The sequence below is a fragment of the Kitasatospora sp. NPDC028055 genome (assembly GCF_040637885.1).
In the GTDB taxonomy this organism is placed as follows: Bacteria; Actinomycetota; Actinomycetes; order Streptomycetales; family Streptomycetaceae; genus Kitasatospora.
On the sequence record NZ_JBEZXE010000012.1, the window covers coordinates 1 to 24102 of the forward strand.

General features: G+C 73.5%; 21 protein-coding genes and 2 tRNA genes. 14 read left to right on the forward strand and 9 right to left on the reverse strand.

Annotated features, from left to right (window positions below; genetic code table 11):
* Positions 1-103 precede the first annotated feature (103 nt).
* Entirely contained in the window at positions 104-697 is a 594-nt protein-coding gene (locus AB0F71_RS15400) for an NUDIX domain-containing protein (RefSeq protein ID WP_360233293.1), read from the reverse strand.
* Positions 694-2259: a zinc-dependent metalloprotease gene (locus AB0F71_RS15405; RefSeq protein WP_360233296.1), complete on the reverse strand. Its 1566-nt coding sequence runs from the start codon at positions 2257-2259 to the stop codon at positions 694-696. Before AB0F71_RS15405 ends, AB0F71_RS15400 begins: the two co-directional genes overlap by 4 nt.
* Positions 2260-2558: 299 nt before the next feature.
* On the opposite strand from AB0F71_RS15405, the gene AB0F71_RS15410 reads away from it, so the two are divergent.
* The 4 genes from AB0F71_RS15410 (at position 2559) to AB0F71_RS15425 (ending at position 5832) form a co-directional block, all read left to right on the forward strand.
* Positions 2559-3608, forward strand: coding sequence for an NAD-dependent epimerase/dehydratase family protein (locus AB0F71_RS15410; RefSeq protein WP_223241810.1), 1050 nt, complete (start codon positions 2559-2561; stop codon positions 3606-3608).
* Between the two features lie 183 nt (positions 3609-3791).
* Positions 3792-4232 carry a molybdenum cofactor biosynthesis protein MoaE gene (locus AB0F71_RS15415; RefSeq protein ID WP_360233300.1) on the forward strand — a complete coding sequence of 147 codons (441 nt, stop codon included), beginning with the start codon at positions 3792-3794 and terminating at the stop codon, positions 4230-4232.
* A 253-nt stretch (positions 4233-4485) separates the two neighbouring features.
* A complete protein-coding gene (locus AB0F71_RS15420) occupies positions 4486-4677 on the forward strand; it encodes a hypothetical protein (protein WP_360233303.1) in 192 nt (63 codons plus the stop codon).
* A gap of 42 nt (positions 4678-4719) precedes the next feature.
* Complete coding sequence (locus AB0F71_RS15425; RefSeq protein WP_360233306.1) at positions 4720-5832, forward strand: PDZ domain-containing protein; 1113 nt, start codon at positions 4720-4722, stop codon at positions 5830-5832.
* 46 nt (positions 5833-5878) lie between these two features.
* Here AB0F71_RS15425 and AB0F71_RS15430 read toward each other — a convergent pair whose 3' ends face one another.
* The gene (locus tag AB0F71_RS15430; RefSeq protein WP_360233309.1) at positions 5879-6451 is read right to left on the reverse strand and encodes a PPA1309 family protein; all 573 of its coding nucleotides are present in this window, start codon (positions 6449-6451) and stop codon (positions 5879-5881) included.
* A 212-nt stretch (positions 6452-6663) separates the two neighbouring features.
* Here AB0F71_RS15430 and AB0F71_RS15435 point away from each other — a divergent pair, with 212 nt between their 5' ends.
* From AB0F71_RS15435 to AB0F71_RS15450, 4 genes are all read left to right on the forward strand, one after another.
* Positions 6664-9663 carry a UPF0182 family protein gene (locus tag AB0F71_RS15435; protein WP_360233312.1) on the forward strand — a complete coding sequence of 1000 codons (3000 nt, stop codon included), beginning with the start codon at positions 6664-6666 and terminating at the stop codon, positions 9661-9663.
* A 66-nt stretch (positions 9664-9729) separates the two neighbouring features.
* Positions 9730-9803 (forward strand) — tRNA-Met (locus AB0F71_RS15440).
* A gap of 131 nt (positions 9804-9934) precedes the next feature.
* Positions 9935-10008, forward strand: a tRNA-Met gene (locus tag AB0F71_RS15445).
* 366 nt (positions 10009-10374) lie between these two features.
* A complete protein-coding gene (locus AB0F71_RS15450) occupies positions 10375-12348 on the forward strand; it encodes a tetratricopeptide repeat protein (RefSeq protein ID WP_360233315.1) in 1974 nt (657 codons plus the stop codon).
* A 70-nt stretch (positions 12349-12418) separates the two neighbouring features.
* Here the strand turns inward: AB0F71_RS15450 and AB0F71_RS15455 are convergent, their stop codons facing one another.
* Positions 12419-12844, reverse strand: a complete 426-nt coding sequence (locus tag AB0F71_RS15455; RefSeq protein ID WP_360233318.1) for a Fur family transcriptional regulator — start codon at positions 12842-12844, stop codon at positions 12419-12421.
* Between the two features lie 105 nt (positions 12845-12949).
* Between AB0F71_RS15455 and AB0F71_RS15460 the strand changes: the two genes are divergently transcribed.
* Positions 12950-14425, forward strand: coding sequence for a catalase (locus tag AB0F71_RS15460; RefSeq protein ID WP_360233321.1), 1476 nt, complete (start codon positions 12950-12952; stop codon positions 14423-14425).
* Positions 14426-14561: 136 nt separating this feature from the next.
* On the opposite strand, the gene hisN is transcribed toward AB0F71_RS15460, so the two are convergent.
* The 5 genes from hisN to AB0F71_RS15485 form a co-directional block, all read right to left on the reverse strand.
* Positions 14562-15359 carry a histidinol-phosphatase gene (gene hisN, locus AB0F71_RS15465; protein WP_360233324.1) on the reverse strand — a complete coding sequence of 266 codons (798 nt, stop codon included), beginning with the start codon at positions 15357-15359 and terminating at the stop codon, positions 14562-14564.
* A 44-nt stretch (positions 15360-15403) separates the two neighbouring features.
* The gene (locus AB0F71_RS15470) at positions 15404-15727 is read right to left on the reverse strand and encodes a multidrug efflux SMR transporter (RefSeq protein WP_188303055.1); all 324 of its coding nucleotides are present in this window, start codon (positions 15725-15727) and stop codon (positions 15404-15406) included.
* Positions 15728-15856: 129 nt separating this feature from the next.
* Entirely contained in the window at positions 15857-16912 is a 1056-nt protein-coding gene (gene rsgA / locus AB0F71_RS15475; RefSeq protein WP_360233327.1) for a ribosome small subunit-dependent GTPase A, read from the reverse strand.
* 15 nt (positions 16913-16927) lie between these two features.
* Positions 16928-18259 (reverse strand): 3-phosphoshikimate 1-carboxyvinyltransferase, encoded by a 1332-nt coding sequence (gene aroA / locus AB0F71_RS15480; protein ID WP_360233330.1) that lies wholly within the window; start codon positions 18257-18259, stop codon positions 16928-16930.
* A 75-nt stretch (positions 18260-18334) separates the two neighbouring features.
* Complete coding sequence (locus AB0F71_RS15485; protein ID WP_360233333.1) at positions 18335-19060, reverse strand: M50 family metallopeptidase; 726 nt, start codon at positions 19058-19060, stop codon at positions 18335-18337.
* 206 nt (positions 19061-19266) lie between these two features.
* Here AB0F71_RS15485 and AB0F71_RS15490 point away from each other — a divergent pair, with 206 nt between their 5' ends.
* The 5 genes from AB0F71_RS15490 (at position 19267) to AB0F71_RS15510 (ending at position 24020) form a co-directional block, all read left to right on the forward strand.
* Positions 19267-20019, forward strand: coding sequence for an SOS response-associated peptidase (locus AB0F71_RS15490; protein ID WP_360233336.1), 753 nt, complete (start codon positions 19267-19269; stop codon positions 20017-20019).
* An 18-nt stretch (positions 20020-20037) separates the two neighbouring features.
* Positions 20038-20676, forward strand: coding sequence for an alpha/beta family hydrolase (locus AB0F71_RS15495; RefSeq protein ID WP_360233339.1), 639 nt, complete (start codon positions 20038-20040; stop codon positions 20674-20676).
* 472 nt (positions 20677-21148) lie between these two features.
* Positions 21149-21787: a sigma-70 family RNA polymerase sigma factor gene (locus tag AB0F71_RS15500; protein WP_045703751.1), complete on the forward strand. Its 639-nt coding sequence runs from the start codon at positions 21149-21151 to the stop codon at positions 21785-21787.
* Entirely contained in the window at positions 21784-22218 is a 435-nt protein-coding gene (gene rsrA, locus AB0F71_RS15505; RefSeq protein ID WP_360233342.1) for a mycothiol system anti-sigma-R factor, read from the forward strand. The genes AB0F71_RS15500 and rsrA overlap by 4 nt, the downstream gene beginning before the upstream one ends.
* A 368-nt stretch (positions 22219-22586) precedes the next feature.
* On the forward strand, positions 22587-24020 hold the full coding sequence (locus tag AB0F71_RS15510; protein WP_360233345.1) for an HD-GYP domain-containing protein: 1434 nt from the start codon (positions 22587-22589) through the stop codon (positions 24018-24020).
* Positions 24021-24102: the final 82 nt, after the last annotated feature.

Sequence of the window (24102 nt, forward strand, 5' to 3'; positions counted from 1 at the left end):
GGCGGCGTTTCGGGGTGCTGCGGGGGGGTGGGGGTGCACTGGCCCGGGGGGCGCGGACCGTACGGTCCGCGCCCCCTCTTCATGTCGCACTTCGGTCGGTCGGTCAGGCGGTGAGCTTCCGGGCCCGAGCGACGAGGTCGCGCACCGAGTGGTCGGTCAGCTCCGGCAGCCGGTCGTAGTCGAACCAGCGCAGGTCCAGCGACTCCTCGCTGATCAGCGCCTGCGCCCCGGCCGGGGCAAGCGCGATGTACTGGACGTCCAGGTGGGTGTTCTCCGGCCGGTCCTTGCCGGTGCAGCGGACCTGGTGGCGGTCCAGCTTGGCGGGGACGGGCACGCCGTCCTGCCGCAGCAGGGTGAGGTCGGGGATGCCGGACTCCTCGACGGCCTCGCGCAGCGCGGCGGAGGCGAGATCGGCGTCGCCGGGCTCGCAGTGCCCGCCCATCTGCAGCCAGATGCCGACCTTGGGGTGCAGGGTGAGCAGCACCCGCCCGGCGGTGGGGTCGACGACCGCCGCGCTCGCGGTGATGTGGGCGGGCAGGCAGGACCGGTAGAGGCCCTCGGGCTGCTCGGCGAGGTGCGCGAGGTAGTCGAGTCGCAGCTGCTCCTGGTCCTGGTCGGCGGGCCGCCAGTCGGTCAGGGTGCGGACGGCGTCCGCGTGGAGGGTGGACGTGGACGTGGACGTCCCGGTGGCCGTCATGCGGTGGGCTCGCCCTTTCCGTCGGTGCCGTCCTGGTCGCCCTTCGGAGCGTCGCCGTTCGGGGTGTCGCCCTTCGGGGCGTCACCCTTGGGCGGGTCGTTCTTGGTGACGTCGGGCTTGCCGGCCGCGGCCTCGCCGAGCAGCTTGTCGAGGGCGTCGAAGTCGAAGCCGCCCTCCAGGTCCCCGCTGCCGCGGTGCACGAAGGCGTCCGGGTCGTCCAGGTCGGCGGCGGTGGGCAGCATGTCGGGGTGCTCCCAGAGCGCGTCGCGGCCCTCGATGCCGCGGGCGTCGGCGAGCAGTGCCCAGAGCCGGGCGGCGTCGCGCAGGCGGCGGGGGCGCAGTTCCAGGCCGACCAGGGTGGCGAAGGTCTGCTCGGCGGGTCCGCCGGCGGCGCGGCGGCGGCGGACGGTCTCGCGCAGCGCGCCGGCCTGCGGCAGGTGGGGCTCGGCGGCGGCGTGCACGACGGCGTCGACCCAGCCCTCGACCAGGGCGAGCGCGGTCTCCAGGCGGGCGAGCGCGGCCTTCTGCGCGGGGGTGTCCTCGGGCTGGAGGAGGCCGCCGGCCAGTGCCTCCTGGAGGGCCTCCGGGTTGCTCGGGTCGAGCTGGCCGACGAGTTCCTCCATGCGCGAGGTGTCGACCTTGATGCCGCGCGCGTAGGCCTCGACGGCGCCCAGCAGGTGGGCCCGCAGCCACGGGACGTGGGCGAAGAGGCGCTGGTGGGCGGCCTCGCGCAGGGCGAGGTAGAGCCGGACCTCGTCGGCGGGCACGTTCAGGCCCTCGCCGAACTCGGCGACGTTCTGCGGGAGCAGGGCGGCCTTGCCGGCCGGGGCGAGCGGCAGGCCGACGTCGGTGGAGCCGACGACCTCGCCGGCCAGGGCGCCGAGCGCCTGGCCGATCTGGGTGCCGAACATGGCGCCGCCCATGGACCGCATCATGCCCATCAGCGGGCCGGCCATGGCCTGCATCTCCTCGGGCAGGACGCCGCCCATGGCGTTGCCGACCTGCTCGGCGACCGGGTCGACGAGGTCCTTCCAGACCGGGAGGGTGGCTTCGATCCACTCGGCGCGGCTCCAGGCGACGGCGGTGCCGGCGCCGGAGGGGAACTCGGTGACGCCGTCGAGCCACAGGTCGGCCAGGCGCACGGCCTCGACGACGGCGGAGCGTTCGGCGTCGCCGACCGAGCGGTCCTTGCTCTTGCCCTCGGCGGGTTCGGCGACGACGGTCTGCCGGGCGATGTTCTGGGCGAGTTCCCAGTTCACCGGGCCGCCCTCGAAGGAGAGCATCTGGCCGAGCTGCTGGAAGGCGGCACCGAGGTCGCCGGGGTTCAGGCCGCCGAACATGGCGGCGAAGGGGTTGTCGGCTCCGGCGCCGCCGGGGCCGCCCGGGGTGCCGGGCAGGCCGAACATCGCGCCGAAGGGGTTGCCGGTTCCGAAGCCGAACGGCTGGGCGCCGCCGGTGCCTTCCTGGCCCTGCTCCTTCTTCTTCTGCGCGTCGTCGGGCTTGGCCTTGCCGTCCTCGGGCTCCTCGGGGGGAACGCCGAATCCGAAGGGAAGGTCGCTCACGGGGTCCTCGATCCGGTCGGCCGTCATACGGGTGTGGCGGGCAGTGCGGTCCGCCCGGGTCTCCGGTGGAGCGGGGGACTCGTGGGCGGTTCCCGAGGGCCAGGCCCGCGCCGGGTGCACCGCCGGGCCTTCGCCTCGGGCAGGATGGACGTACGTGACACACGTCCGTACGCACATAAGCTAACCGTGGAGGATGGCCGGTGAGTTCCCCGCCTTCGGACGTTCGCTCTGGGCTGACCGCTGGAGAGGACGATCCGGACGCCACGGCGTCGCCGCCTCCAGCCTACGGCGGGAGGCCGTTGACCGTGGCCGTGACCGGTGCGGCGGGGGTGCTGGGCGAGCGGGTCGCCGCCCGGCTGGTGGCCTCCCCGCACGTGCGCAGGGTGCTGGCGGTGGACGACCGGCGCGGTGAGGTCCCGGGCGTGCAGTGGCGGGTCCTGGACGTGCGGGACCCGGCGGTGGCCGAGCGGCTGGCCGGGGTCGACGTGGTGGTGCACCTGGCGATGGACTTCGGCATGGAGTCCGATCCGCGGGCCCGCAGCGCCTACAACGTGCGCGGCGCCCAGACGGTGCTGACCGCGGCGGCGGCCGCCGGGGTGCACCGGGTGGTGCTGTGCACCTCCGCGATGGTCTACGGCGCGCTGGCCGACAACGAGGTGCCGCTGGCCGAGGACTCGGAGCTGCGGGCGACCGAGGAGGCCTCGCTGGTCGGGGACCTGCTGGAGATCGAGCGGCTGGCCCGGCGGGCGCCGCGCGCCCATCCGGGGCTGCAGGTGACGGTGCTGCGCCCGGCCGTGGTGGTGGGCCCCGGCGTGGACACCGTGCTGACCCGGCACTTCGAGGCGCCCCGGCTGCTGGTGGTGGCCGGTTCGCGCCCCTGCTGGCAGTTCTGCCACGTCGACGACCTGGCGGCGGCGCTGGAGTACGCGGCGCTGGGCCTGGTGGAGGGCGAGGTGACGGTCGGCTGCGACGGCTGGCTGGAGCAGGAGGACGTGGAGCGGCTGTCCGGGATCCGGCGGATGGAGCTGCCCGCCGCGCTGGCGCTCGGCACCGCGGCGCGGCTGCACCGGCTGGGGCTGACCCCGGCGCCGGCGGGCGACCTGGCGTACACGATGTACCCGTGGGTGGTGTCCGGGAGCAGGCTGCACGAGGCGGGCTGGCGCCCGGAGTTCACCAACGAGCAGGTGCTGGCCGAGCTGCTGGCGCAGGTGTCGGGCAAGCACGCGGTGGCGGGTCGCCGGCTGGGCGGCAAGGAGGCCGCGACCAGCCTGGGGGCGGCCGGGGCGACGGTGGCGCTGGTCGGTACGGCGGCGCTGGTGCGCCGGGCCCGCAAGCGGCGCCGCTTCTGAGTCGCCGCCGCTGAGCCGATGCTGCCGGGGCGCTTTCCGAAGACGCTTCTCGAAGGCGCCCCGCCCGGAGGCGAGGCCCGAAGGCGCCGCCCGGCGGGCGCCGGTTCTCACGATGCGAAATTTCGGAATCGTGATGCGGAAGCCCCTTGCCCCGATCGGCCCCCGATGAGGAATCATGGGGTCATGTCCGAGAACCACGACCCCATCCGCCTGCTCGCCATCCGCGACACCCCGCTCTCGCTGGACGAGGTGTACGAGGCGGTCGGCGACGACGCGGCCGGCGGCACCACCGTCTTCGTCGGGACGGTCCGGGACCACGACGGCGGCAAGTCGGTCGCCGCGCTGGAGTACAGCTGCCACCCCACCGCCGAGGCGGAGATGCGCCGGATCGCCGAGAAGGTCGTCGCCGACTTCCCGGTACGGGCGCTCGCCGCGGTGCACCGGGTGGGCCGGCTGGAGATCACCGACAAGGCCGTGATCGTCGCCGTCTCCTGCGCCCACCGCGGTGAGGCCTTCGCGGCCGCCCGCCGGCTGATCGACGACCTCAAGCACGAGGTGCCGATCTGGAAGCACCAGGTCTTCTCCGACGGCGAGGAGGAGTGGGTCGGCGCCGGGGGCTGCTGACCGGGCTCCCGTTCCCGGGGTGATCCGGCGGGCCCAGCCGCCCGACCGCGCGGGTGCGGTGCAACCGCCCGCACACGGCGCACGTCCTTCGGGGCAGGCGCGCCGCGGCCTCACCCGAACGGGTCCGGCCGGGGGCGCCGGATACTCCCTGGAAGTGAGCCGATCGGCCGTCCCGTAACCCGGATGGCGCCGGCCGCGTTGTCCGCCGGGGTGGTTAATCTGCTCATAGACCCGAGGAGCTGGGAGTACTGACATGGGTGCGCTCGCCTGGCTGATCATTCCGGTTGTCGCCGTCCTGGTCGCGGCCGCCTGGGCGGGGTGGGCCCAGCGGGCCCCGAAGGCCACCGGCGATCCGGCCTCGCTCGCCGAGCACCGGCGCTTCATGGCCGCGATGGAGCGGACGACCGCGGGCTCGGCCGCTCCTGGGGAGCGCTCCGGCCGGTAGCCCGGCGGGCGCCGCGTCACGGGCGTCCCGTACTGTCGAGGCATGCCACGCCGCTCCGCGACGATGCTCGCTGCCACCCTGCTGCTCATAGCGCTGCTCTGCGTCTCGGTGCTGATGAAGGTGCCGTACACGGAGATGAGCCCGGGCCCGACGTACAACACGCTCGGCGAGCAGGGGGGCAAGCCGGTGATCACCATCACCGGCCACGACTCGTACCGGACGAGCGGTCACCTCAACATGACCACCGTCCAGGTCACCGGGGCCAAGTACGAGCCCAGCCTGGTCAACGCGGTGATCGGCTGGATGCGCGACGACGTGCTGGTGGTGCCGCACGACAACGTCTACCCCAAGGGGCAGTCGGACGCCGACGCCAAGAAGCAGAACGCCGAGGAGTTCGCCTCCTCCGAGGACAGCGCCCGCACCGCCGCGCTCAAGCAGCTGGGCGTCCCGGTCGGCAACGAGCTGATCGTGAAGTCGGTCACCGCGGGGGCCCCGGCCGAGGGCCGGCTGCACGCGGGCGACCAGATCGTCGCGGTGGACGGCACCGCCGTCGGCTCGGTGGACCAGGTGGTCGCCGCCGTCACCAAGCACAAGCCCGGCGAGTCGGTGGTCTTCACCGTGGTGCCGCGGGCCAAGGACACCTCCGGCAACGGCTCCGCCACCCCGGGGACGAAGACCGACGTCACCGTGCCGACCGTCCGGGCCAAGGACCTCGACCCGAAGGCGCCGGCCGAGCGGGCCGAGCTCGCCGTGGTCGGCATCGGCACCGGGATCCGGCACACCTACCCGTTCCAGATCGACATCGGCCTGCAGGACGTCGGCGGCCCGAGCGCCGGGCTGATGTTCTCGCTCGGCATCGTCGACAAGCTCACCCCGGGCGGCGACCTCACCGGCGGCAAGTTCGTCGCGGGCACTGGCACCATCGACGACGACGGCAAGGTCGGCCCGATCGGCGGGATATCGATGAAGCTGATCGCCGCCCGGGACGCCGGGGCCGAGTACTTCTTCACCCCGGCCTCGAACTGCGCCGAGGCCACCAAGAACGTGCCGTCCGGGCTGACCCTGATCAAGACGGACACCCTGGACGGCGCGCTCAAGTCGCTGGAGCAGATCCGCTCCGGGCAGGCCTCCGCGCTGCCGTCCTGCCCCCGCTAGGCGGGCCCTGGGCGGGCCCTGGGCCGGGCGGGGGCGGGAGCGGGGGTCAGGAGAAGGTCGCCAGCAGCGCGTCGGTCAGGCCGGGGACCAGGTCCGGGCCGGTCAGCACCTCGCGGGCGACGTCCTTGGAACGCAGCCGCAGGGCGATCTCCTTCTTGCCGTCGCGCAGCACCGCGGCGGTGATCCGCACCTCCTCGCGCTTGGGGTGGTTGGCCACCCACTCGGCGAGCTGGGCGTCGCTGGCACCGCGCGGGCGGGACTGCTCGGCGCCCGGCGGCAGCATCAGCCGCTCGACCACCAGGGCGCAGCCGGCCACCGCGTCGGGCCAGGCGATGGTGCCGAGGAACTTGTCGAGCTCCATGCCGGCCGGCAGCTCGTCCTGCTCGACCGGGGTGAGGCCGGGCTCGTCGCTGTCGGCGAGGCCGAGCTGCTTGGCGATGCGCGGGTCGGCCTTGCGCAGGGCGGCGCTGTCCACCAGGGCGAACAGCCGGGCCGGGAGGTCCCAGCCGAGGGTGGCGGCGTACTCGTCGATCTCCAGCGCGGCCCGGGTGAGGGGGGTGGCGGCGGGGAGCTTGGAGACGTCGTCGGGGGAGTTGTTCAGATCAGGCGCGTCGGACATGACTCAATCCTCACACGCCGGGCGGCGCCCGCTCGCCGGGGCGGCCCCGGGGGCCCGGGGCGGGGGTGGTCGGGCGGGGCGGCGGGGGGTTGCGGGGGAACGGCGTCGTAACCGTCTGCTAACGGTGGGAACTCGGTCGAGGACTGGTTAAGTTGCTCTGACGACCGACCGATTCCAGACGACACAGCTGAGGTGCCACCGTGGTATTCCAGATGCCGGAACGCTCAGGGCCGGGTTTCCGGCGGAGGGTGGGCCCGCCCTCCCGGCGGGCGCGGGTGGCCCTGCTGACCCTGGGCGTACTCGCGGTGCTGTTCCTGCTGTTCGTCATGTTCGCCGGGTTCTGGACGGACTGGCTGTGGTTCAGGTCGGTCCACTACTCCTCGGTGTTCACCACCCAGCTGTGGACGAAGGTCGGGCTGTTCGGGGTCTTCGGCCTGCTGATGGCGGTGATCGTCGGCTTCAACGTGTGGCTGGCGCACCGGCTGCGGCCGCCGCTGTCGGCGATGTCGGTGGAGCAGCAGAGCCTGGACCGCTACCGGGCGGGCCTGGCGCCGTTCAAGCGCTGGGCGCTGATCGGGGTCTCGCTGGTGATCGGCCTGGTGGCGGGCGCGGCGGCGTCCGGCCAGTGGCGGACCTGGCTGATGTGGACGAACGCGACGTCCTTCGGTGAGAAGGACGCCCAGTTCGGCATGGACGTCTCGTTCTACGCCTTCGACCTGCCGTTCTACGAGTTCGTGCTGGGCTTCGCGTTCAGCGCGGTGATCGTCTCGCTGCTGACCTCGGCGCTGGTGCACTACCTGTACGGGGGGCTGCGGCTGCAGGGCCCGGGCCGCCGGGCGAGCGCGGGCGCGCAGGGGCACCTGGCGGTGCTGCTGGGCGTGTTCGTGCTGTTGAAGGCGGTGGCGTACTGGCTGGACCGGTACGGGCTGGCGGTGAAGACCGGCGCCTACAAGGGCGTTTCGGGCTGGACCGGGCTGCGCTACGTGGACGCCAACGCGTTCCTGCCGGCGAAGACGATCCTGTTCTTCGTCGCGATCATCTGCGCGGTGCTGTTCTTCCTGACCCCGATCCGCCGCACCTGGGCGCCGGCCCTGATCGGGCTGGGGCTGATGGTGCTGTCGGCGGTGCTGATCGGCGGGCTGTACCCGGCGATCGTGCAGCAGTTCCAGGTCAAGCCGAACGAGCAGGCCAAGGAGACGCCGTACATCCAGAAGAACATCGACGCGACCCGGCAGGCGTACGGGATCGCGGACGCGCAGACCACCCCGTACAGCCCGCAGGGCTCGACCACGGGTGACGCGTTGAAGCCGGACGCGCAGACCATCGCGGACGTGCGGCTGCTGGACCCGAACATCGTGTCGCAGACGTTCCAGTCGCTGGAGCAGCAGCGCAACTACTACGCGTTCCCGAGCACCCTCTCGGTGGACCGCTACGGCACGCCGACGGGCAAGCAGGACACCGTGATCGGCCTGCGCGAGCTGGACCTCAACGGGGTGCAGCGGAACTGGATCAACGACCACTTCAAGTACACCCACGGCTACGGCGCGGCGCTGGCCAAGGGCAACCAGGTCGACGACAAGGGCGGGCCGGTGTTCACCGAGTCCGGCCTGCCGGCCACCGGTTCGCTGGGCGACTACGAGCAGCGGATCTACTACGGCGAGAAGACGACGACGTACTCGATCGTCGGCGGCTCGAACAAGGAGATCGACTACACCGACGTCAAGACCGGTCAGAACGTGGAGTACACGTACACCGGTGACAGCGGTGTCTCGCTGGACAACCCGATCACCCGGGCCGCGTACGCGGTGCGCTTCGCCGAGCCGCAGATGCTGTACGCGGGGGCGATCACCGACGGCGCGAAGGTGATCTACAACCGGACGCCCAAGGAGCGGGTGGAGAAGGTCGCGCCGTGGCTGTCGATCGACGCCGACCCGTACCCGGTGGTGCAGGGCGGCCACGTGGTGTGGGTCGTGGACGGCTACACCACCTCGGACGGCTTCCCGTTCTCGTCGAAGACGACGCTGGGCACCGCGACCAAGGACTCGCTGACCAACCAGCGCGGCGAGCTGCTGACCGCCGCCAACCAGGTCAACTACATCCGCAACTCGGTCAAGGCCACGGTGGACGCCTACACCGGCGAGGTGAAGCTCTACCAGTGGGACGAGAAGGACCCGGTCCTCAAGACCTGGATGAAGGCCTTCCCGGGCACCGTGGAGCCGAAGGCGGACATCCCGGCGACGCTGCTGCCGCACCTGCGCTACCCGCAGGACATGTTCAAGGTGCAGCGCGACCTGCTCGGCCAGTACCACGTGACGGACGCCAACTCCTTCTTCAACGGCAGCGACATCTGGCAGGTCCCGGTGGACCCGACCAGTGACACCAAGCAGGTCCAGCCGCCGTACTACGTGACGGTGCGGATGCCGGACGCCCAGGCCGCGAGCTTTTCGCTGACCAGCACCTTCGTGCCCAACCAGCGGCCGAACCTGGCGGCCTTCATGGCCGTCAACGCGGACCCGGGGGACGACTACGGGAAGATCCGCATCCTCAAGATGACGGGCGAGAGCGGCGCCCCCGGCCCCGGCCTGGTGCAGTCGAAGTTCAACTCCCGCCAGGAGGTGGCGAACCAGATCTTCGCGTTGAAGAGCGGCGGTGACACCGAGCTGGAGTACGGCAACCTGCTGACCCTGCCGGTCGGCGGCGGGCTGTTGAACGTCGAGCCGGTGTACGTGCGCGGGCGCGGCGCCAAGTACCCGACGCTGCAGAAGGTCCTTGCGGTGTACGGGGACGACAACGTGGCGTTCGAGAACACCCTGGACGACGCGCTGCGCAAGCTGTTCGCCGGGCAGGCCCCGCCGGCCACGCCGGTGGCGCCGTCCAGCCAGGGCGGGACGACGCCGGGCACCGGGACGGCCCCGGGGACCGGGACGACGCCCGGCGGCGGCAGCACGCCGACGCCGACGCCCACCGCGCCGGGCACCCCGGCCCCGGGCGGGACGATCTCGCCGGAGCTGCAGAAGGCGCTCGGGGACGCGGAGAAGGCGTACAACGACAGCCAGACCGCGTTCAAGAACGGCGACTGGGTGGCGTACGGCAACGCCCAGAAGGCGCTCGGCGACGCCTTGAAGGCGGCCGAGGCGGCCCGGGCGGGCGGCCAGGCGCCGGCGCCGACGGCGACGCCGACCGGCTCGGGGGCGGCCAGTCCGCACCCGTAGTCCCCGCTGAGCTGCGGTGACCGTTTTTGGTTCCACCCCGCGTCCGTGCTACGGTTCAGTTACCGACGCGGGGTGGAGCAGCTCGGTAGCTCGCTGGGCTCATAACCCAGAGGTCGCAGGTTCAAATCCTGTCCCCGCTACTCAGTAGCAGGAAGCCCGGAGGATCATTCCTCCGGGCTTCTGTCGTATCCGGGCCCCGGGCTCCCGTCTCCGGGGGGCAGGGTCGGTGGCGTCGGGCCCGGTCGAAACCGTGCTAAGGTTTGATCAACGACGCGGGGTGGAGCAGCTCGGTAGCTCGCTGGGCTCATAACCCAGAGGTCGCAGGTTCAAATCCTGTCCCCGCTACTCGGTGTCAGAGGCCCGGAGGATCATTCCTCCGGGCCTCTGTCGTACCCGGACGTTTCCGTCCGGAAGCGGCGGGAACCGCTCCGGTACTATCGACCGTCGCCAACGGGGACGGCACCGGGGTTTGTGGGGTGGAAGTGTCGGGAAATCGACAAAGCGCCGAAGCAATCTCGTCGGCTTCGGGTCCGCCCCACCCGAATTCGGCCGGGGCAGGTGTACGCGGGTAGCGGGTGATGCGACGATGGGACACATGGGGGACGGTGCACGGCCGCTGACGGGCCGTCCGGTCCGGCGCCTCTCCTGGGAGTCCCCCCGGCCGTCGGCCGGGGCACGATGCCGCGACACTCTGGGGGAGCGGGAGTCGGCATGAGGCTGATCGGCAAGTCAGGCGCCAAGTCCGGTGCGGCCGTCGAGGCGGACACCGACGCCTGGGCGGAGAGCGCCGAGAGCCCCGAGAGCCGCCCCGGAGCCCTGCCCGCCCAGCGCACCAGCGGGCTGTCCGAGCGCCCCGCGGTCGGCGGCTCCGGGCCCGACAGCCTCGTGCACGTCTCCACCCGGCAGTTCTCCGCCGCCGTGGGCCCGTACGGGGCGGGCGGCGAGGAGGCGTCGGGCGGCGCCGCGCTGGACCCGGCCGGGCTGGACCCGACCAGCTTCGAGACCGCGCTGGCCGCCCGGGAGTCCGCCGCCCTGGAGGCCCGGCACCGGCAGGCCGCCGACGACGGCGACCCGGACGCCGCGAGCCGCCTGGGCACCCTGCTGCTGCGCCGCGGTGACCTGGAGGACGCCGAGCCCTACCTGCGTGCCGCCGCGGCCGCCGGGGTGCGGGCCGCCGCCAACAACCTGGGTGTCCTGCTGCACCAGCAGGGCCACCGCGCCGAGGCCGGGCAGTGGTGGCGCCACGCGGCGGTGGCGGGCAGCGCCCCCGCCGCGCACGCGCTCGGGCTGCAGCTGCGCGACCAGGGCGAGGAGGAGGCCGCCGAGTACTGGCTGCACTACGCCGCCGACCACGGCCACCCGCTGGGCGCCTACGCCCTCGGCGACCTGATGGAGCACCGGCGCGACGTGCGGGCCGAGCGCTGGTTCAAGGTCTCCGCCGACGCCGGGCACCGCGAGGCCGCCTACCGGCTGGCCCGGATGCGCGAGGCCGCCGGGGACAAGGAGACGGCGGAGGCCTGGTACCGCACGGCCGCCGCCCGCAGCCACGCCCGCGCCGCGCTGCGCCTGGGCGTGCTGCTGGAGGAGCGCGCCCGCACCGACCGGACGCTGCTGGAGGAGGCCGCCCGCTGGTACCGGCAGTCCGCGCAGAACGGGGAGCCGCGGGCCGCCTGCGCGCTCGGCTTCCTGCTGCGCGACTCCGGGGACGTCGCGGCCGCCGCCGAGTGGTGGCAGGAGGCCGCCGAGGCCGGTGACGGCAACGCCGCCAACGCGCTCGGAGCCCTGCACGCGAGCCGCGGCGAGGCCAAGGCCGCCGAGCACTGGTACCGCACCGCGCTCGACGCGGGCGACCAGAACGGCGCCTTCAACCTCGGCCTGCTCTGCGCCGCCACCGGCCGCGACCAGCAGGCCGAGCAGTGGTACCGCCGGGCCGCGTACGCCGGGCACCGGGAGGCCTGCAACGCGCTGGCCGTGGTGCTGCTGCAGCGCGGCGACGAGTCCGGCGCCGAGCCGTGGTTCTCCAAGGCGGCCGAGGCCGGCAGCGTGGACGGCGCCTTCAACCTGGGCGTGCTGCACGCCGGGCGCGGCGAGGCGCGGCAGGCCCAGGAGTGGTACGCGCGGGCGGCGGCCGAGGGGCACGGCGAGGCGGCGCTGCAGCTGGCGGTCGCCCAGGAGCAGCGCGGCAACCTGTCCGGCGCGCTGGAGCGCTACCGGCAGGCGGCGGCCGGCGGTTCGGCGGAGGGCGCCTTCCGGCTGGCCTCGGTGCTGGACCGGCGGGGGGACGCGGACGCCGAGGCCGAGCACTGGTACGCGCTGGCGGCCGACGCCGGGCACCGCCGCGCCCAGGTGCGGATGGGGGTGCGGGCGGCCGAGCGCGGGGCGCTGGAGATCGCCGAGAGCTGGTACCGGCGGGCCGCCGAGGCGGGCAGCCGCAGTGCCGCGTTCAACCTGGGGCTGCTGCTGGCCCGGCAGGACAGCGAGGCGGAGGCGATGCTCTGGTACACCCGGGCCGCCGACGCCGGGCACGGTCGGGCGGCGCTGCGGCTGGCGCTGCTGGCGCTGCGCCGGGGTGAGCCGGTGCAGGCCGAGAACTGGTGCCGGCGGGCGATCGACCAGGGTCCGGCCGAGGTCGCGGAGCGGGCCGGGCGGCTGCTGGGCGCGCTGCACGCCGAGCTGAGCGCGTAGGGCGGGTCCGACGGTTCCCGTCGGGCGCGCGGCTTGTCGGACCCGCCGTGGGGACCGCCCCGGCGGGTCGTCAACTGCCGCTTCGGCCGCGGCAGTCGGGGCACAGGCCGCGGTAGGTGACCTCGGCGGTGGTGACGGCGAAGCCGAAGCGTTCGGCCGCGGGCAGCGCGGCGAGCGGGTCGCCGTGCGGGTGGACGTCGCGGATCGCGCCGCAGCCGGAGCAGACCAGGTGCTGGTGGGCGCGGTGGGCGTTGGGGTCGTAGCGCTTGGCGCGGCCGTCGGTGGCGACCTCCAGGACCTCGCCGAGGGTGACGAGTTCGCCGAGCGTGTTGTAGACGGTGGCGCGGCTGATCTCGGGCAGGCGGGCGGCGGCCCGGGCGTGCACCTCGTCCGCGGTGAGGTGGACGTGCTCGCCGTCGAGGACCTCGGCCACCACGCGGCGCTGTGAGGTCAGCCGCCAGCCGCGTCCGCGCAGTCTCTCCAGCAGATCACTCATGGGACCAGAATAAGTCACGCTCCGAGATTGGGACCAGTGTTGACTTAGACGAAGTCCAAGTTAGGATCGTGTCATCTCGATCGGATCCCCCGGAGGCAACCCGCCATGACCACGCAGGACGAGCTTCGCCCGACCCTCACCACCGAGGCGGGTGCCCCCGTCGCGGACAACCAGAACACCGAGACCGCCGGCCTCGGCGGCCCGGCCCTGATCCAGGACCAGCTGCTGTTCGAGAAGCTCGCGCACTTCAACCGCGAGCGGATCCCGGAGCGCGTGGTGCACGCCCGCGGCGCCGGCGCGTACGGCACCTTCACGGTGACGGCCGACGTGACGCCCTTCACCCGGGCGGCGTTCCTGTCCGAGGTCGGCAAGCAGACCGAGGTCTTCCTCCGGTTCTCCACGGTGGCCGGCAACCTCGGCGCGGCCGACGCGGTGCGCGACCCGCGCGGCTTCGCGGTGAAGTTCTACACCGAGGAGGGCAACTACGACCTCGTCGGCAACAACACCCCGGTGTTCTTCATCAAGGACGCCATCAAGTTCCCCGACTTCATCCACACCCAGAAGCGGGACCCGTACACCGGCTCGCAGGAGGCCGACAACGTCTGGGACTTCTGGGGCCTGTCGCCCGAGTCCACCCACCAGGTGACCTGGCTGTTCGGCGACCGCGGCATCCCGGCCAGCTACCGCCACCTCAACGGCTACGGCTCGCACACCTTCCAGTGGCAGAACGAGGCCGGCGAGCACTTCTGGGTCAAGTACCACTTCAAGACCGACCAGGGCATCCGCAACCTCACCCAGGCCGAGGCCAACCGGCTCGCCGGCGAGGACCCGGACAGCCACCAGCGCGACCTGCGCGAGGCGATCGAGCGCGGTGAGTTCCCCAGCTGGACGGTGCAGGTCCAGATCATGCCGGCGGCCGACGCGGCCGGCTACCGCTTCAACCCCTTCGACCTGACCAAGGTCTGGCCGCACGCCGACTACCCGCCGATCGAGATCGGCCGGCTGGAGCTCAACCGCAACCCGGAGAACGTCTTCGCCGAGGTCGAGCAGTCGGTCTTCTCCCCGGCGCACTTCGTGCCCGGCATCGGCCCGTCCCCGGACAAGATGCTCCAGGGCCGGCTGTTCGCCTACGCGGACGCCCACCGCTACCGCGTCGGCATCAACGCCGACCAGCTGCCGGTGAACCGCCCGCACGCCACCGAGGCCCGCACCAACGGCCGGGACGGCCACCTGTACGACGGCCGCCACGGCCGGCAGAAGAACTACGAGCCCAACAGCTTCGGCGGCCCGGTGCAGACCGGCCGTCCGCTCTGGGCCGCGACCGCGGTCGACGGCCTCACCGGCACCCACGCGGCGCCCTCGCACGCCGAGGACGACGACTTCGTGCAGGCCGGCAACCTGTACCGGCTGTTCTCGGAGGACGAGAAGCAGCGGCTGATCGCCAACCTGGCCGGCTTCATCGCCAAGGTCTCGGCCGACCGCGAGTCCATCGTGGAGCGGGCGATCGACAACTTCCGCAAGGCCGACGCCGACTACGGGCAGCGGCTGGAGACGGCGGTCCGGGAGCTGCGCAAGCAGTAGGACGGGCCGGAACGAGCGGCGGGCCCTGTGACCAGCTTTCACTGGTCACAGGGCCCGCACCACTTCTCGCCCGGGGTCGGCCCGCCCGGGGCGGCCCAGATGAGTCGGCTCGACGGGTCGGCCCGGACGGGTCGGCTCAGACGGAGAGCCGCCGCAGGGTCTCGTCGTGCAGCAGGCCGTTGGTGGCCACCGCGTCGGCGCCGCCCGGGCCGGGGATGCCGTCCAGGCCGGTGAAGCTGCCGCCGGCCTCCTCGACGACGATGCAGGGCGCGGCCATGTCCCAGAGCGACAGCTCGGGCTCGGCGGCGATGTCCACGGCACCCTCGGCGACCATCATGTACGACCAGAAGTCGCCGTAGGCGCGGGTGCGCCAGCAGGCCCGGGTGAGGTCCAGGAACGGGTCGAGCCGGCCGCGGTCCTCCCAGCCGGTGAGGGAGGAGTACGAGAAGGACGCGTCCTCGATCCGGGACACCCCGGAGACGTGGATCCGGGAGGCCTTGGCCAGGCTGCGGCCCGCGTAGGCACCCAGGCCCTTGGCCGCCCACCAGCGGCGCTGCAGCGCCGGGGCGGAGACGATGCCGACCACCGGGCGCTCCACGCCGTCCGGGCCGTCCTCCAGCAGGGCGATCAGGGTGGCCCAGACCGGGACGCCGCGGATGTAGTTCTTGGTGCCGTCGATCGGGTCGATCACCCAGCGGCGCGGGCCGGAGCCCTGGAGGCCGAACTCCTCGCCGAGCACGGCGTCGCGCGGGCGGGCGCGCTGGAGCACGCTGCGCACGAGCTCCTCGGCGGCCTTGTCGGCGTCGCTGACCGGGGTCAGGTCGGGCTTGGTCTCGACCTTCAGGTCGAGGGCGCGGAAGCGCTCCAGGGTGACCGAGTCGGCCGAGTCGGCGAGGACGTGGGCGAGTCGGAGATCGTCGTGGTAGTCGGCCATGCCCGAAACCCTAGCTCAGCGGGCCGGCCGGGAGGGGTGGGCGCTCAGTGGGCGGAACCGCTGAGCTGGAGGCCGATCACGCCGGCGATCACCAGGGAGATGGACACCAGTTTGAGCACCGAGGTGGTCTCGTCCAGGAAGGCCATGCCGTAGATGGCGGTGCCGGCGGCGCCGATGCCGGTCCACACCGCGTAGGCGGGGCCGACCGGCAGGCTCTTGAGCGAGAGGGTGAGCAGGCCGAAGCTGCTGAGGGCGAACACGCAGAAGCTGATGGTGGGCCAGAGCTTGGTGAAGCCCTCGCTGAGCTTGAGGTTGATCGCGAAGCCGGTCTCCAGCAGGCCGGCCAGGATCACCAGGGCCCATGCCATCGTGCGCCCCTCCCTGTCGATCGACGGACGGGCCGTGTCCGGCCCGACTTTCCTATGATCGCCAGGGAGGGGCGGTCCGACACCTCGAACGGGCCACGAGCCTCGGGGAAGGGCGGTGCCCCGCGGGGCTCAGTCGCCCTCGCGGGCCTCCTTGCTGGCCAGCAGTCGGCGCAGCGAGTAGAGCCGGGCGGCCTCGGCGTGCCCGTCGGCGACCCAGGCGTCCAGGGCGCAGTCCGGCTCGTCGTGGCTGCAGGCGCGCGGGCAGTCGACCGTGCCCGGCTCCAGGTCGGGGAAGGCGAGGATGACCCGGGACGGGTCGATGTGGGAGAGGCCGAAGGAGCGGAAGCCGGGCGTGTCGATCACCCAGCCCGGGTCGAGCGCCTTCTTCGAGCCGGGCTTCGCGCCGGGCGGCGGGGGCAGCCGCAGCGCCAGGGCGGAGACGGTGGTGTGCCGGCCGCGGCCGGTGACGGCGTTGACGTGGCCGGTCTGCCGCCGCCGGTCCGGGACGAGGGCGTTGACCAGGGTGGTCTTGCCGACGCCGGAGTGGCCGATGAACACCGTGGAGAGCCCGCGCAGGTGCTCCCGCACGGCCTCGGCGCCGGCGGTCTCCAGCTCGTCCCGGCGGGTGACGACGTAGTCGATGCCGAGCGGGGCGTACGACTCCAGCAGCGGGCCGGCCGGGGCGAGGTCGGACTTGGTGAGCACCAGCAGCGGTTCCATGCCCGCGTCGTAGGCGGCGACCAGGCAGCGGTCGATCAGCCGGGGGCGGGGCTCCGGGTCGGCCAGCGCGGTGACGATGGCCAGCTGGTCGGCGTTGGCGACGACGATCCGCTCGTACGGGTCGTCGTCGTCCGCGGTGCGCCGCAGCACGGAGCTGCGCTCCTCGACCCGGACGATCCGGGCGAGGGTGTCGGTGTCCCCGGAGAGGTCGCCGACCAGGTTGACCACGTCGCCGACGACGACGCCCTTGCGGCCCAGCTCGCGGGCCTTCATGGCGACGACCTCACGCTCCTGCTTGGTCCCCGGGTCGACCAGGCAGGTGATCCGGCCGCGGTCGACGGTCAGCACCATCGCCTCGTCGGCGTCCTCGTGCTTGGGCCGGATCCGGGTCCGCGGCCGGGAGCCCCGGCGGGCGGGGCGGTTGCGGATGTCGTCCTCGTCGGCGTCCTTGCCGTAGCGGCGCATGGTTCAAGTCTCCGCTCAGGCGTCCGCGGCCGCTCCGCCGAGCAGCTCCGCCCACATCTTGGGGAAGTCGGGCAGGGTCTTGGCGGTGGTGCCCACGTTCTCCACCTCGACGCCGGGTACGGCCAGGCCGAGCACCGCGGCGGCGGTGGCCAGGCGGTGGTCCTCGTAGGTGTGGAAGATGCCGCCGTGCAGCGGGCGGGGGCGGATCCGCAGGCCGTCCTCGGTCTCGCTGACGTCCCCGCCGAGGTCGTTGATCTCCTTGGCGAGGGCGGCGAGCCGGTCGGTCTCGTGCAGGCGCAGGTGGGCGATGCCGTACAGGTGGGACTCGGAGTCGGCGAGGGCGGCGACGGCGGCGATCACCGGGGTGAGCTCGCCGACGTCGTGCAGGTCGGCCTCGATGCCGTGGATCCGGCCGGTGCCGGTGAACTGGAGGCCCTCGTCGGTGTACTCGCAGGCGCCGCCCATCCGGGAGTAGAGGTCGCGCAGCTGGTCGCCGGGCTGGGTGGTGTGGCGGGGCCAGTCGCGCACGGTGACCCGGCCGCCGGTGACCAGGGCGGCGGCGAAGAACGGGGCGGCGTTGGACAGGTCGGGCTCGACGACCAGGTCGCGGCCGATCAGGGCGCCGGGGGTGACCCGCCAGACGTCCTTCTCGCCGCCGTCCTCGGGGGCGTCGACCTGGGCGCCGGCCAGGCGCAGCATCTCGACGGTCATCCGGATGTGCGGCAGCGACGGGACGGGGCCGCCGACGTGCCGGACCTCGACGCCGTGGTGGTAGCGGGCGCCGGAGAGCAGCAGGGCGGAGACGAACTGGGACGAGGAGGAGGCGTCCAGCTCGACCGGGCCGCCGTCGAGGCCGCCGGTGCCGTGCACGGTGAGCGGGAAGCTGCCGCGGCCGCCGTCCTCGATCCGGGCGCCGAGCGCGCGCAGGGCGTTGATCACGCCGTGCTGGGGGCGCTCGTGGCTGCGCGGGTCGCCGTCGAAGTGGACCGGGCCGTCGGCGAGGGCGGCGAGCGGGGGCAGGAAGCGCATGACCGTGCCGGCGTTGCCGACGTCGACGTTGGCGGGGCCGCGCAGCGTGGGGGCGGGGATGACCCGCCAGGCCTCGCCGCCGCCGGTGCCGCCGGAGTCGTTGTTGACCTTCTCCTCGATGGTGACCCCGAGGGCGCGCAGGCCGTCGGCCATCAGCTGGGAGTCGCGGCTGCGCAGCGGGCGGCGCACCCAGCCCGGTCCGTCGGCGAGGGCCGCCAGTACCAGGGCCCGGTTGGTGACCGACTTGGAGCCGGGGATGGTGACGGTGGCGTCGACGGGGGCGGTGGCGACGGGGGCGGGCCACAGGGTCTCGGTCATGGGGGCCAGTCTAGGGGCCGTACCGGAACGGCCCCTGCTGCGGCCGGATGGCGGGACGGGGGTGATCCAGGTGATCTAGTGGAGGGGTTGCAGCAGCCAGGTGGCGCCGAGGGCGAGGCAGGCCAGGGCGGTGAGCAGGAAGACGGTGACCCAGGCCAGGGCCGGGACGTGGGTGAGCCGGGCGAGCTGGTCGGCGTCGGAGTCGCGGGCCCAGCCGGTGCGGCGCTGGTGCTGGAGCTCCAGGACCGGGCGGACCGCCCCGAACAGCAGGAACCAGCAGCCGAGGTAGGCGAAGCCGGCCTGGACCTGGGCGCTGCCGAACCAGGACACCAGGAAGAAGGAGCCGCCGGCGACGAGCACGGTGAACAGGCCGAAGGCGTTGCGGATCCGCAGGAGCAGGGCGAGCAGCAGGGCGATGGCGAGCCAGAGCAGCAGGGTGATCCGGTCGGCGGCGAGCAGGGCGGCGCAGCCGAGGCCGAGCAGGGCGGGGGCGGTGTAGCCGGCGGCGGCGGTGAGGATCATGCCGGGGCCGGTGGGGCGGCCGTAGGAGAGGGTGAGGCCGGAGGTGTCGGAGTGCAGCCGGATGCCGGCGAGCTTGCGGCGGGTGGCGAGCGCGGCGAGGCCGTGGCCGCCCTCGTGGGCGATGGTGACGGCGTTGCGGGTGACGTGCCAGAGCGGGCGGGCGAGGACGGCGAGCAGGGCGGCGCAGCCGGTCGCGAGGACGAGCCAGCCGGGTGGGGCGGCCTGGGTGCCGGTGACCCGGTCCCACAGTTCGCCGAGGTTCTGGTTGTTCGGGTTCATCGGCGGGCTGCGCCTCCGTTCGGTGTGCTGCGTTGTGTTCGGTGTGCTGCCTTGTGTTTCGCCGGGTCGGGGCGGGCTTCGCCGGGGCGGGCCGGGTTGGGCCGTTCGGGGCAGCCTCCCATGCGGGGACGGGCGGAGGGGAGCGGGCGGTTCTGCTCCGTGGATGAGGAAGTGCTGAGCGGGCGTGGTGTGGTTGGCTGGCCCGCATGTGCGGTCGCTTCGCAGCCAGCAGCAAGCCGGAGGACGTCGTCGAGCTGTTCGACGTGGAGTTCTGGGATCCGGAGGAGTCCCTGGACCCGAACTGGAACGTGGCGCCGACCAACAGCGCGTACGTGGTGCTGGAGCGGTTGGCCAAGGGGGCGGCGCGGCCGGTGCGGCAGTTGCGGGCGCTGCGCTGGGGGCTGGTGCCGCAGTGGTCGGCCTCCGCCGAGACGGCGGTGAAGATGATCAACGCCCGGTCGGACACGGTGCACGAGAAGCCGGCCTACCGGCAGGCCTTCGCCTCGCGCCGGTGCATCCTGCCGGTGGACGGCTACTACGAGTGGCAGACGGTGCCGGGCGAGCGGGGCAAGGCGCGCAAGAAGCCGTTCTTCGTGTCCCGGGTGGACGGCGCCCCGCTGGCCCTGGCGGGGCTGTACGAGTTCTGGCGCAACCGGGCGGTGCCGCCGGGGCACCCGGAGGCCTGGCTGGTGACGTTCACCATCGTGACCACGGACGCCGAGGAGTCGCTGGCGCCGATCCACGAGCGGATGCCGCTGTTCCTGGACCGGCGGGACTGGGGGGAGTGGCTGGACCCGGGGCTGAGCGACCCGGAGGAGGTGCGCCGGCTGCTGATACCCCCGCCGCCGGGGGCGCTGCTGGCCACGCCGGTGTCGCCGGCGGTCGGGAGCATCCGCAACAACGGTCCGGAGCTCAAGGAGCCGTGGACCGAGGTCGAGTACGAGACCACACTGTTCTGAGACTTGGGAGCTGCCGGGATGACCACCTCCGAACTCGTCACCACCGGGGCCGGGGACGCCCGGATCACCTACCACCGGGCGGCCGCGCCGAGGGCGGTGCTGGCGCTGGGCCACGGGGCGGGCGGCGGCACGGGCGCGCGGGACCTGGTGGCGCTGGCCGGGCGGCTGCCGGCCCGGGGGATCACGGTGGCGCTGGTGGAGCAGCCGTGGCGGGTGGCGGGGAAGAAGCTGGGCCCGGCGCCGAGGACGCTGGACGTGGGCTGGCTGCCGGTCGCGGAGCGGCTGGCCGGGGCCGGGCTGCCGCTGGTGGTCGGCGGGCGCAGTGCCGGGGCGCGGGTGGCCTGCCGTACGGGGGCGGCGAGCGGCGCGGTGGGGGTGGTGGCGCTGGCGTTCCCGCTGCACCCGCCGGGGAAGCCGGAGCGGAGCCGGGCGGAGGAGCTGCTGGGGTCGGGGCTGCCGACGCTGGTGGTGCAGGGTGCGGCGGACCCGTTCGGCGGGCCGGCGGAGTTCCCGGAGCTGCCGGCGGGGCACGAGCTGGTGGCGCTGCCGTACGGGAACCACGGGTTCGAGGTGCCGAAGCGGGCGTCGCTGGGGCAGGACGAGCTGCTGGAGCTGATCTGCTCGGCGGTGGGGGACTGGGTGCTGGGGCTGCTGTGACGCCGGTGCCGGTCTGAGGGTCCGGGGGCCGCGGGTCGGGGCCGGGGGCGGCGGCGGGGTGGCGGCAGGGCTGGGCGGGGCCGTGAGCAGGGTGTTTCCGCTCGCTCACTCGTGCGAGTGAATGGCCGGTGCGGGCGGGAATGCGGGCGGGGCCGGTGTGGTTGTCGTGTCCGTCAGCATGAGTCACCGGTGAGAGGCAGGGCAGATGGGTTCGATCGCGTGCCCCGAACGGCCGGAGGAGCGCGAGGCCGCCGCGGCGTTCGCCCCCTCCTGGTCGGACTGGCTCGACGCGGGCGAGAAGCCCGTCAGCCCGATATCCTCCATTTCTGGGCGGCCCGCAGTGGGCCGTGCCCGTCATGCCGAGGAGGTGGGTCCGGTCGTCGGGACCGAGCACGAGGCCGATCCGGGCCGTGGCCCGGACGAGGCCCTGCCTGCGGGCGAGGCGCTCACCGGTGAGGAGCTGGCCGAGGCGATCGGTGAGGACACCTTCCGGGTGTCGGCGGAGGAGTCCGAGGAGGCCCGGCGGGAGCGCTTCGAGCGCGACGCCCTGGGCTACCTCGACCCGATGTACTCGGCGGCGCTGCGCATGACGCGCAACCCCGCGGATGCGGAGGACCTGCTCCAGGAGGCGTTCGCCAAGGCGTACGCGTCCTTCCACCAGTTCCGTGAGGGCACCAACCTCAAGGCCTGGCTGTACCGCATCCTCACCAACACGTTCATCAACTCGTACCGCAAGAAGCAGCGTGAGCCCCAGCGCACCGCGGCGGAGGAGATCGAGGACTGGCAGCTGGCCAGGGCCGAGTCGCACATGTCGACCGGTCTGCGCTCGGCCGAGACCCAGGCGCTCGACCACCTGCCCGACAGCGACGTGAAGGACGCGCTCCAGGCGATCCCGGAGGAGTTCCGGATCGCCGTGTATCTCGCGGACGTAGAAGGCTTTGCGTACAAGGAGATCGCGGACATCATGGGTACTCCCATCGGTACGGTGATGTCCCGGCTGCACCGCGGCCGTCGTCAGCTGCGCGGCATGCTGGAGGATTACGCCCGTGAGCGCGGGCTGGTCCCGGCCGGCAGCGGGGCAGGGCAGGAAGCGAAGGGCTCGGGCTCATGAGCTGCGGCGATCCGCACGAAACCGAGTGTGGCGAGGTCCTCGACCACCTCTATGAATTCCTCGACAACGAGATGGCCGAGGGTGACTGCGCCAAGCTGCGCGTGCACTTCGAGGAGTGCTCGCCCTGCTTGAAGCAGTACGGGCTGGAGCAGGCGATCAAGGCACTGATCAAGCGCTCCTGCGGCTGCGACGACACCCCGAGCGACCTGCGCAGCAAGGTGCTGGCCAGGATCGACTCGATCCGGGCCGGGCAGCGCTCGGGCGAGCCGGTGGTGGTCGCGGTGGACACGGGCGTCGAGGTGCACGTCGAGGACGCCCGTCCGGCGCCCAGACCGGCGCGATCGCAGGCGCACGAGGGCGCGGGCGAGGAAGCGGACGAGGCGAGCGTGCGCCCCGGTGCGCCGGTCGAGGCCGGAGCGCCCGCCGAGTAGTCCGGCCCAGTGGTCCGGCCCAGTGGTCCGTACGGCCCGCCGGCGAGGGCGGGGCGCAGCGGTTCGGACAGGGCGTTCGCCACTGGGAGTTCGGACAGGGAGTTCAGCGGCCCCGGGAGCATGCGCTCCCGGGGCCGCTCCCGTTCTGCGCGCATGCGCCCTCACTCGTTCGAGTGAGTTGGCGGTGCGCCAACTGCGCCATTGCGCGATCATGCGTCCCCACGCCCGGACGGCGGCCTATCCTCCTGACGGACGCTCACCGCCGGTCAGACCGGCGCGCTGAGGCAACAGGGCCCGGACGCGGGGAGGCCGAGATCGCTACCGACAGTGGAGGCGCGACCCTGCCACAGGGGGCTGCGCGCTACCTGGTGGCCGTCCCGGTGGCGGCCCTGTGCTGCCTGCTGCCGCTGCTGCCCGAGGCCGTCACGCCCGGAGTGCCGCGCTGGCTCGGCCACCCGGCGGACTGGCCCAAGATCGGGCTGCTCGGCTTCCTGCACGGCTGCTGGGAGTCGCTCGCCCAGGGCCTGCCCACCCCCTGCTCGCTCCTGCTGCGCCGGCTGCTGCGCCGCCCCGCGCCCGCCGGACGGGTGCCCGCCCGCCCCGGGGTGAACGCCTTCTTCCCGGTGCTGTTCGCCGGGGTGCTGATGCTCCCGCCGGCCGCCGCCGCGCTGGTCGCCGCCCCCGCCGCCCTGCTCGGCGGCCCCACCGGCCCCGGCTGCCGCGGCCGCCAGCTGTTCAACGGCTCCCAGCTCGCGCTGTGCGCCTTCGCCTCCTCGGTCGCCTTCCACCTGCTGCACGGCCCGCAGCTGCTGCTCGGCTCCCGCTTCCCCGCCGCGCTGCTGCCCGGGTTCGCCGCCGTCGGCGCGTTCTGCCTGGTCAACGGGCTGGTGGTGGGCGTCATGGTGGTGCTCAGCGAGGGCCGGCCGGCCACCGAGGTGCTCCGCGGCGCCTGCGCGGTGTGCGGGCTGCCGGTGCTGGTGCACGCGGCCGGCGGGCTGATGGTCGCGGTGCTCTGGCAGGGCCCGTACGGGGCGTTCGCCGCCCTGCTGGCCCTGCTGCCGCTGTCCATCTCGGCCTGGGTCTTCGCCCAGGGCCAGCGCGAGCGGGACGCCCACCAGGCCACCGTGCAGTCGCTGGTGCAGGCGGTGGAGATCAAGGACGCCTACACCCGGGGGCACAGCGAACGGGTCGGCCGTGCCTCGGTGCTGATCGCGGATCAGCTCGGCATGGAGCCCGAGCGGCTGCGCACCCTGCGCTTCGCCGGGATCCTGCACGACGTCGGCAAGCTCGGCGTGGCCACCGAGCTGCTGCGCAGAAACGGTCCCCTCGACGAGGACGAGCGCCGCGCGGTGGAGATCCACCCGGTGTACGGGTACGAGCTGGTGCGCGGGATCGACTTCCTCGGCGAGGCGCACGCCGGGATCCTGCACCACCACGAGCGGATGGACGGGCGCGGCTACCCGAGCGGACTGGCCGGGGAGCAGATCCCGGAGTTCGCCCGGATCATCTCCGTCGCCGACGCCTTCGACTCGATGACCTCCACCCGCTCCTACCGGCGCGGCCGCCCCGTCGCCGAGGCGGTGGCCGAGCTGGAGCGCTGCTCCGGCAGCCAGTTCGACCCGGTGATGGTGCGGGCGCTGATCGAGGCGCTGGCCGTGCACGACTGGCAGCCGGTGGTGCACTCCGAGGACTGCGTACGGGCCGTCCCGGACATTCCGCTCGGGGTGCCCGAGCCGGTGCGGGCCGCGCCCGGACGGGTGCCCGCCCAGGGCGGAACCCGCCCCGCGGCCGGGCAGTCGTGACCGGGCGCGCGGCCGGCCCGGGGGCCGGAGCCCGGGCCGAGGGCGGGGGCGGGGGCGGTTCGGGGGCCGGGCGAGGGGCCGG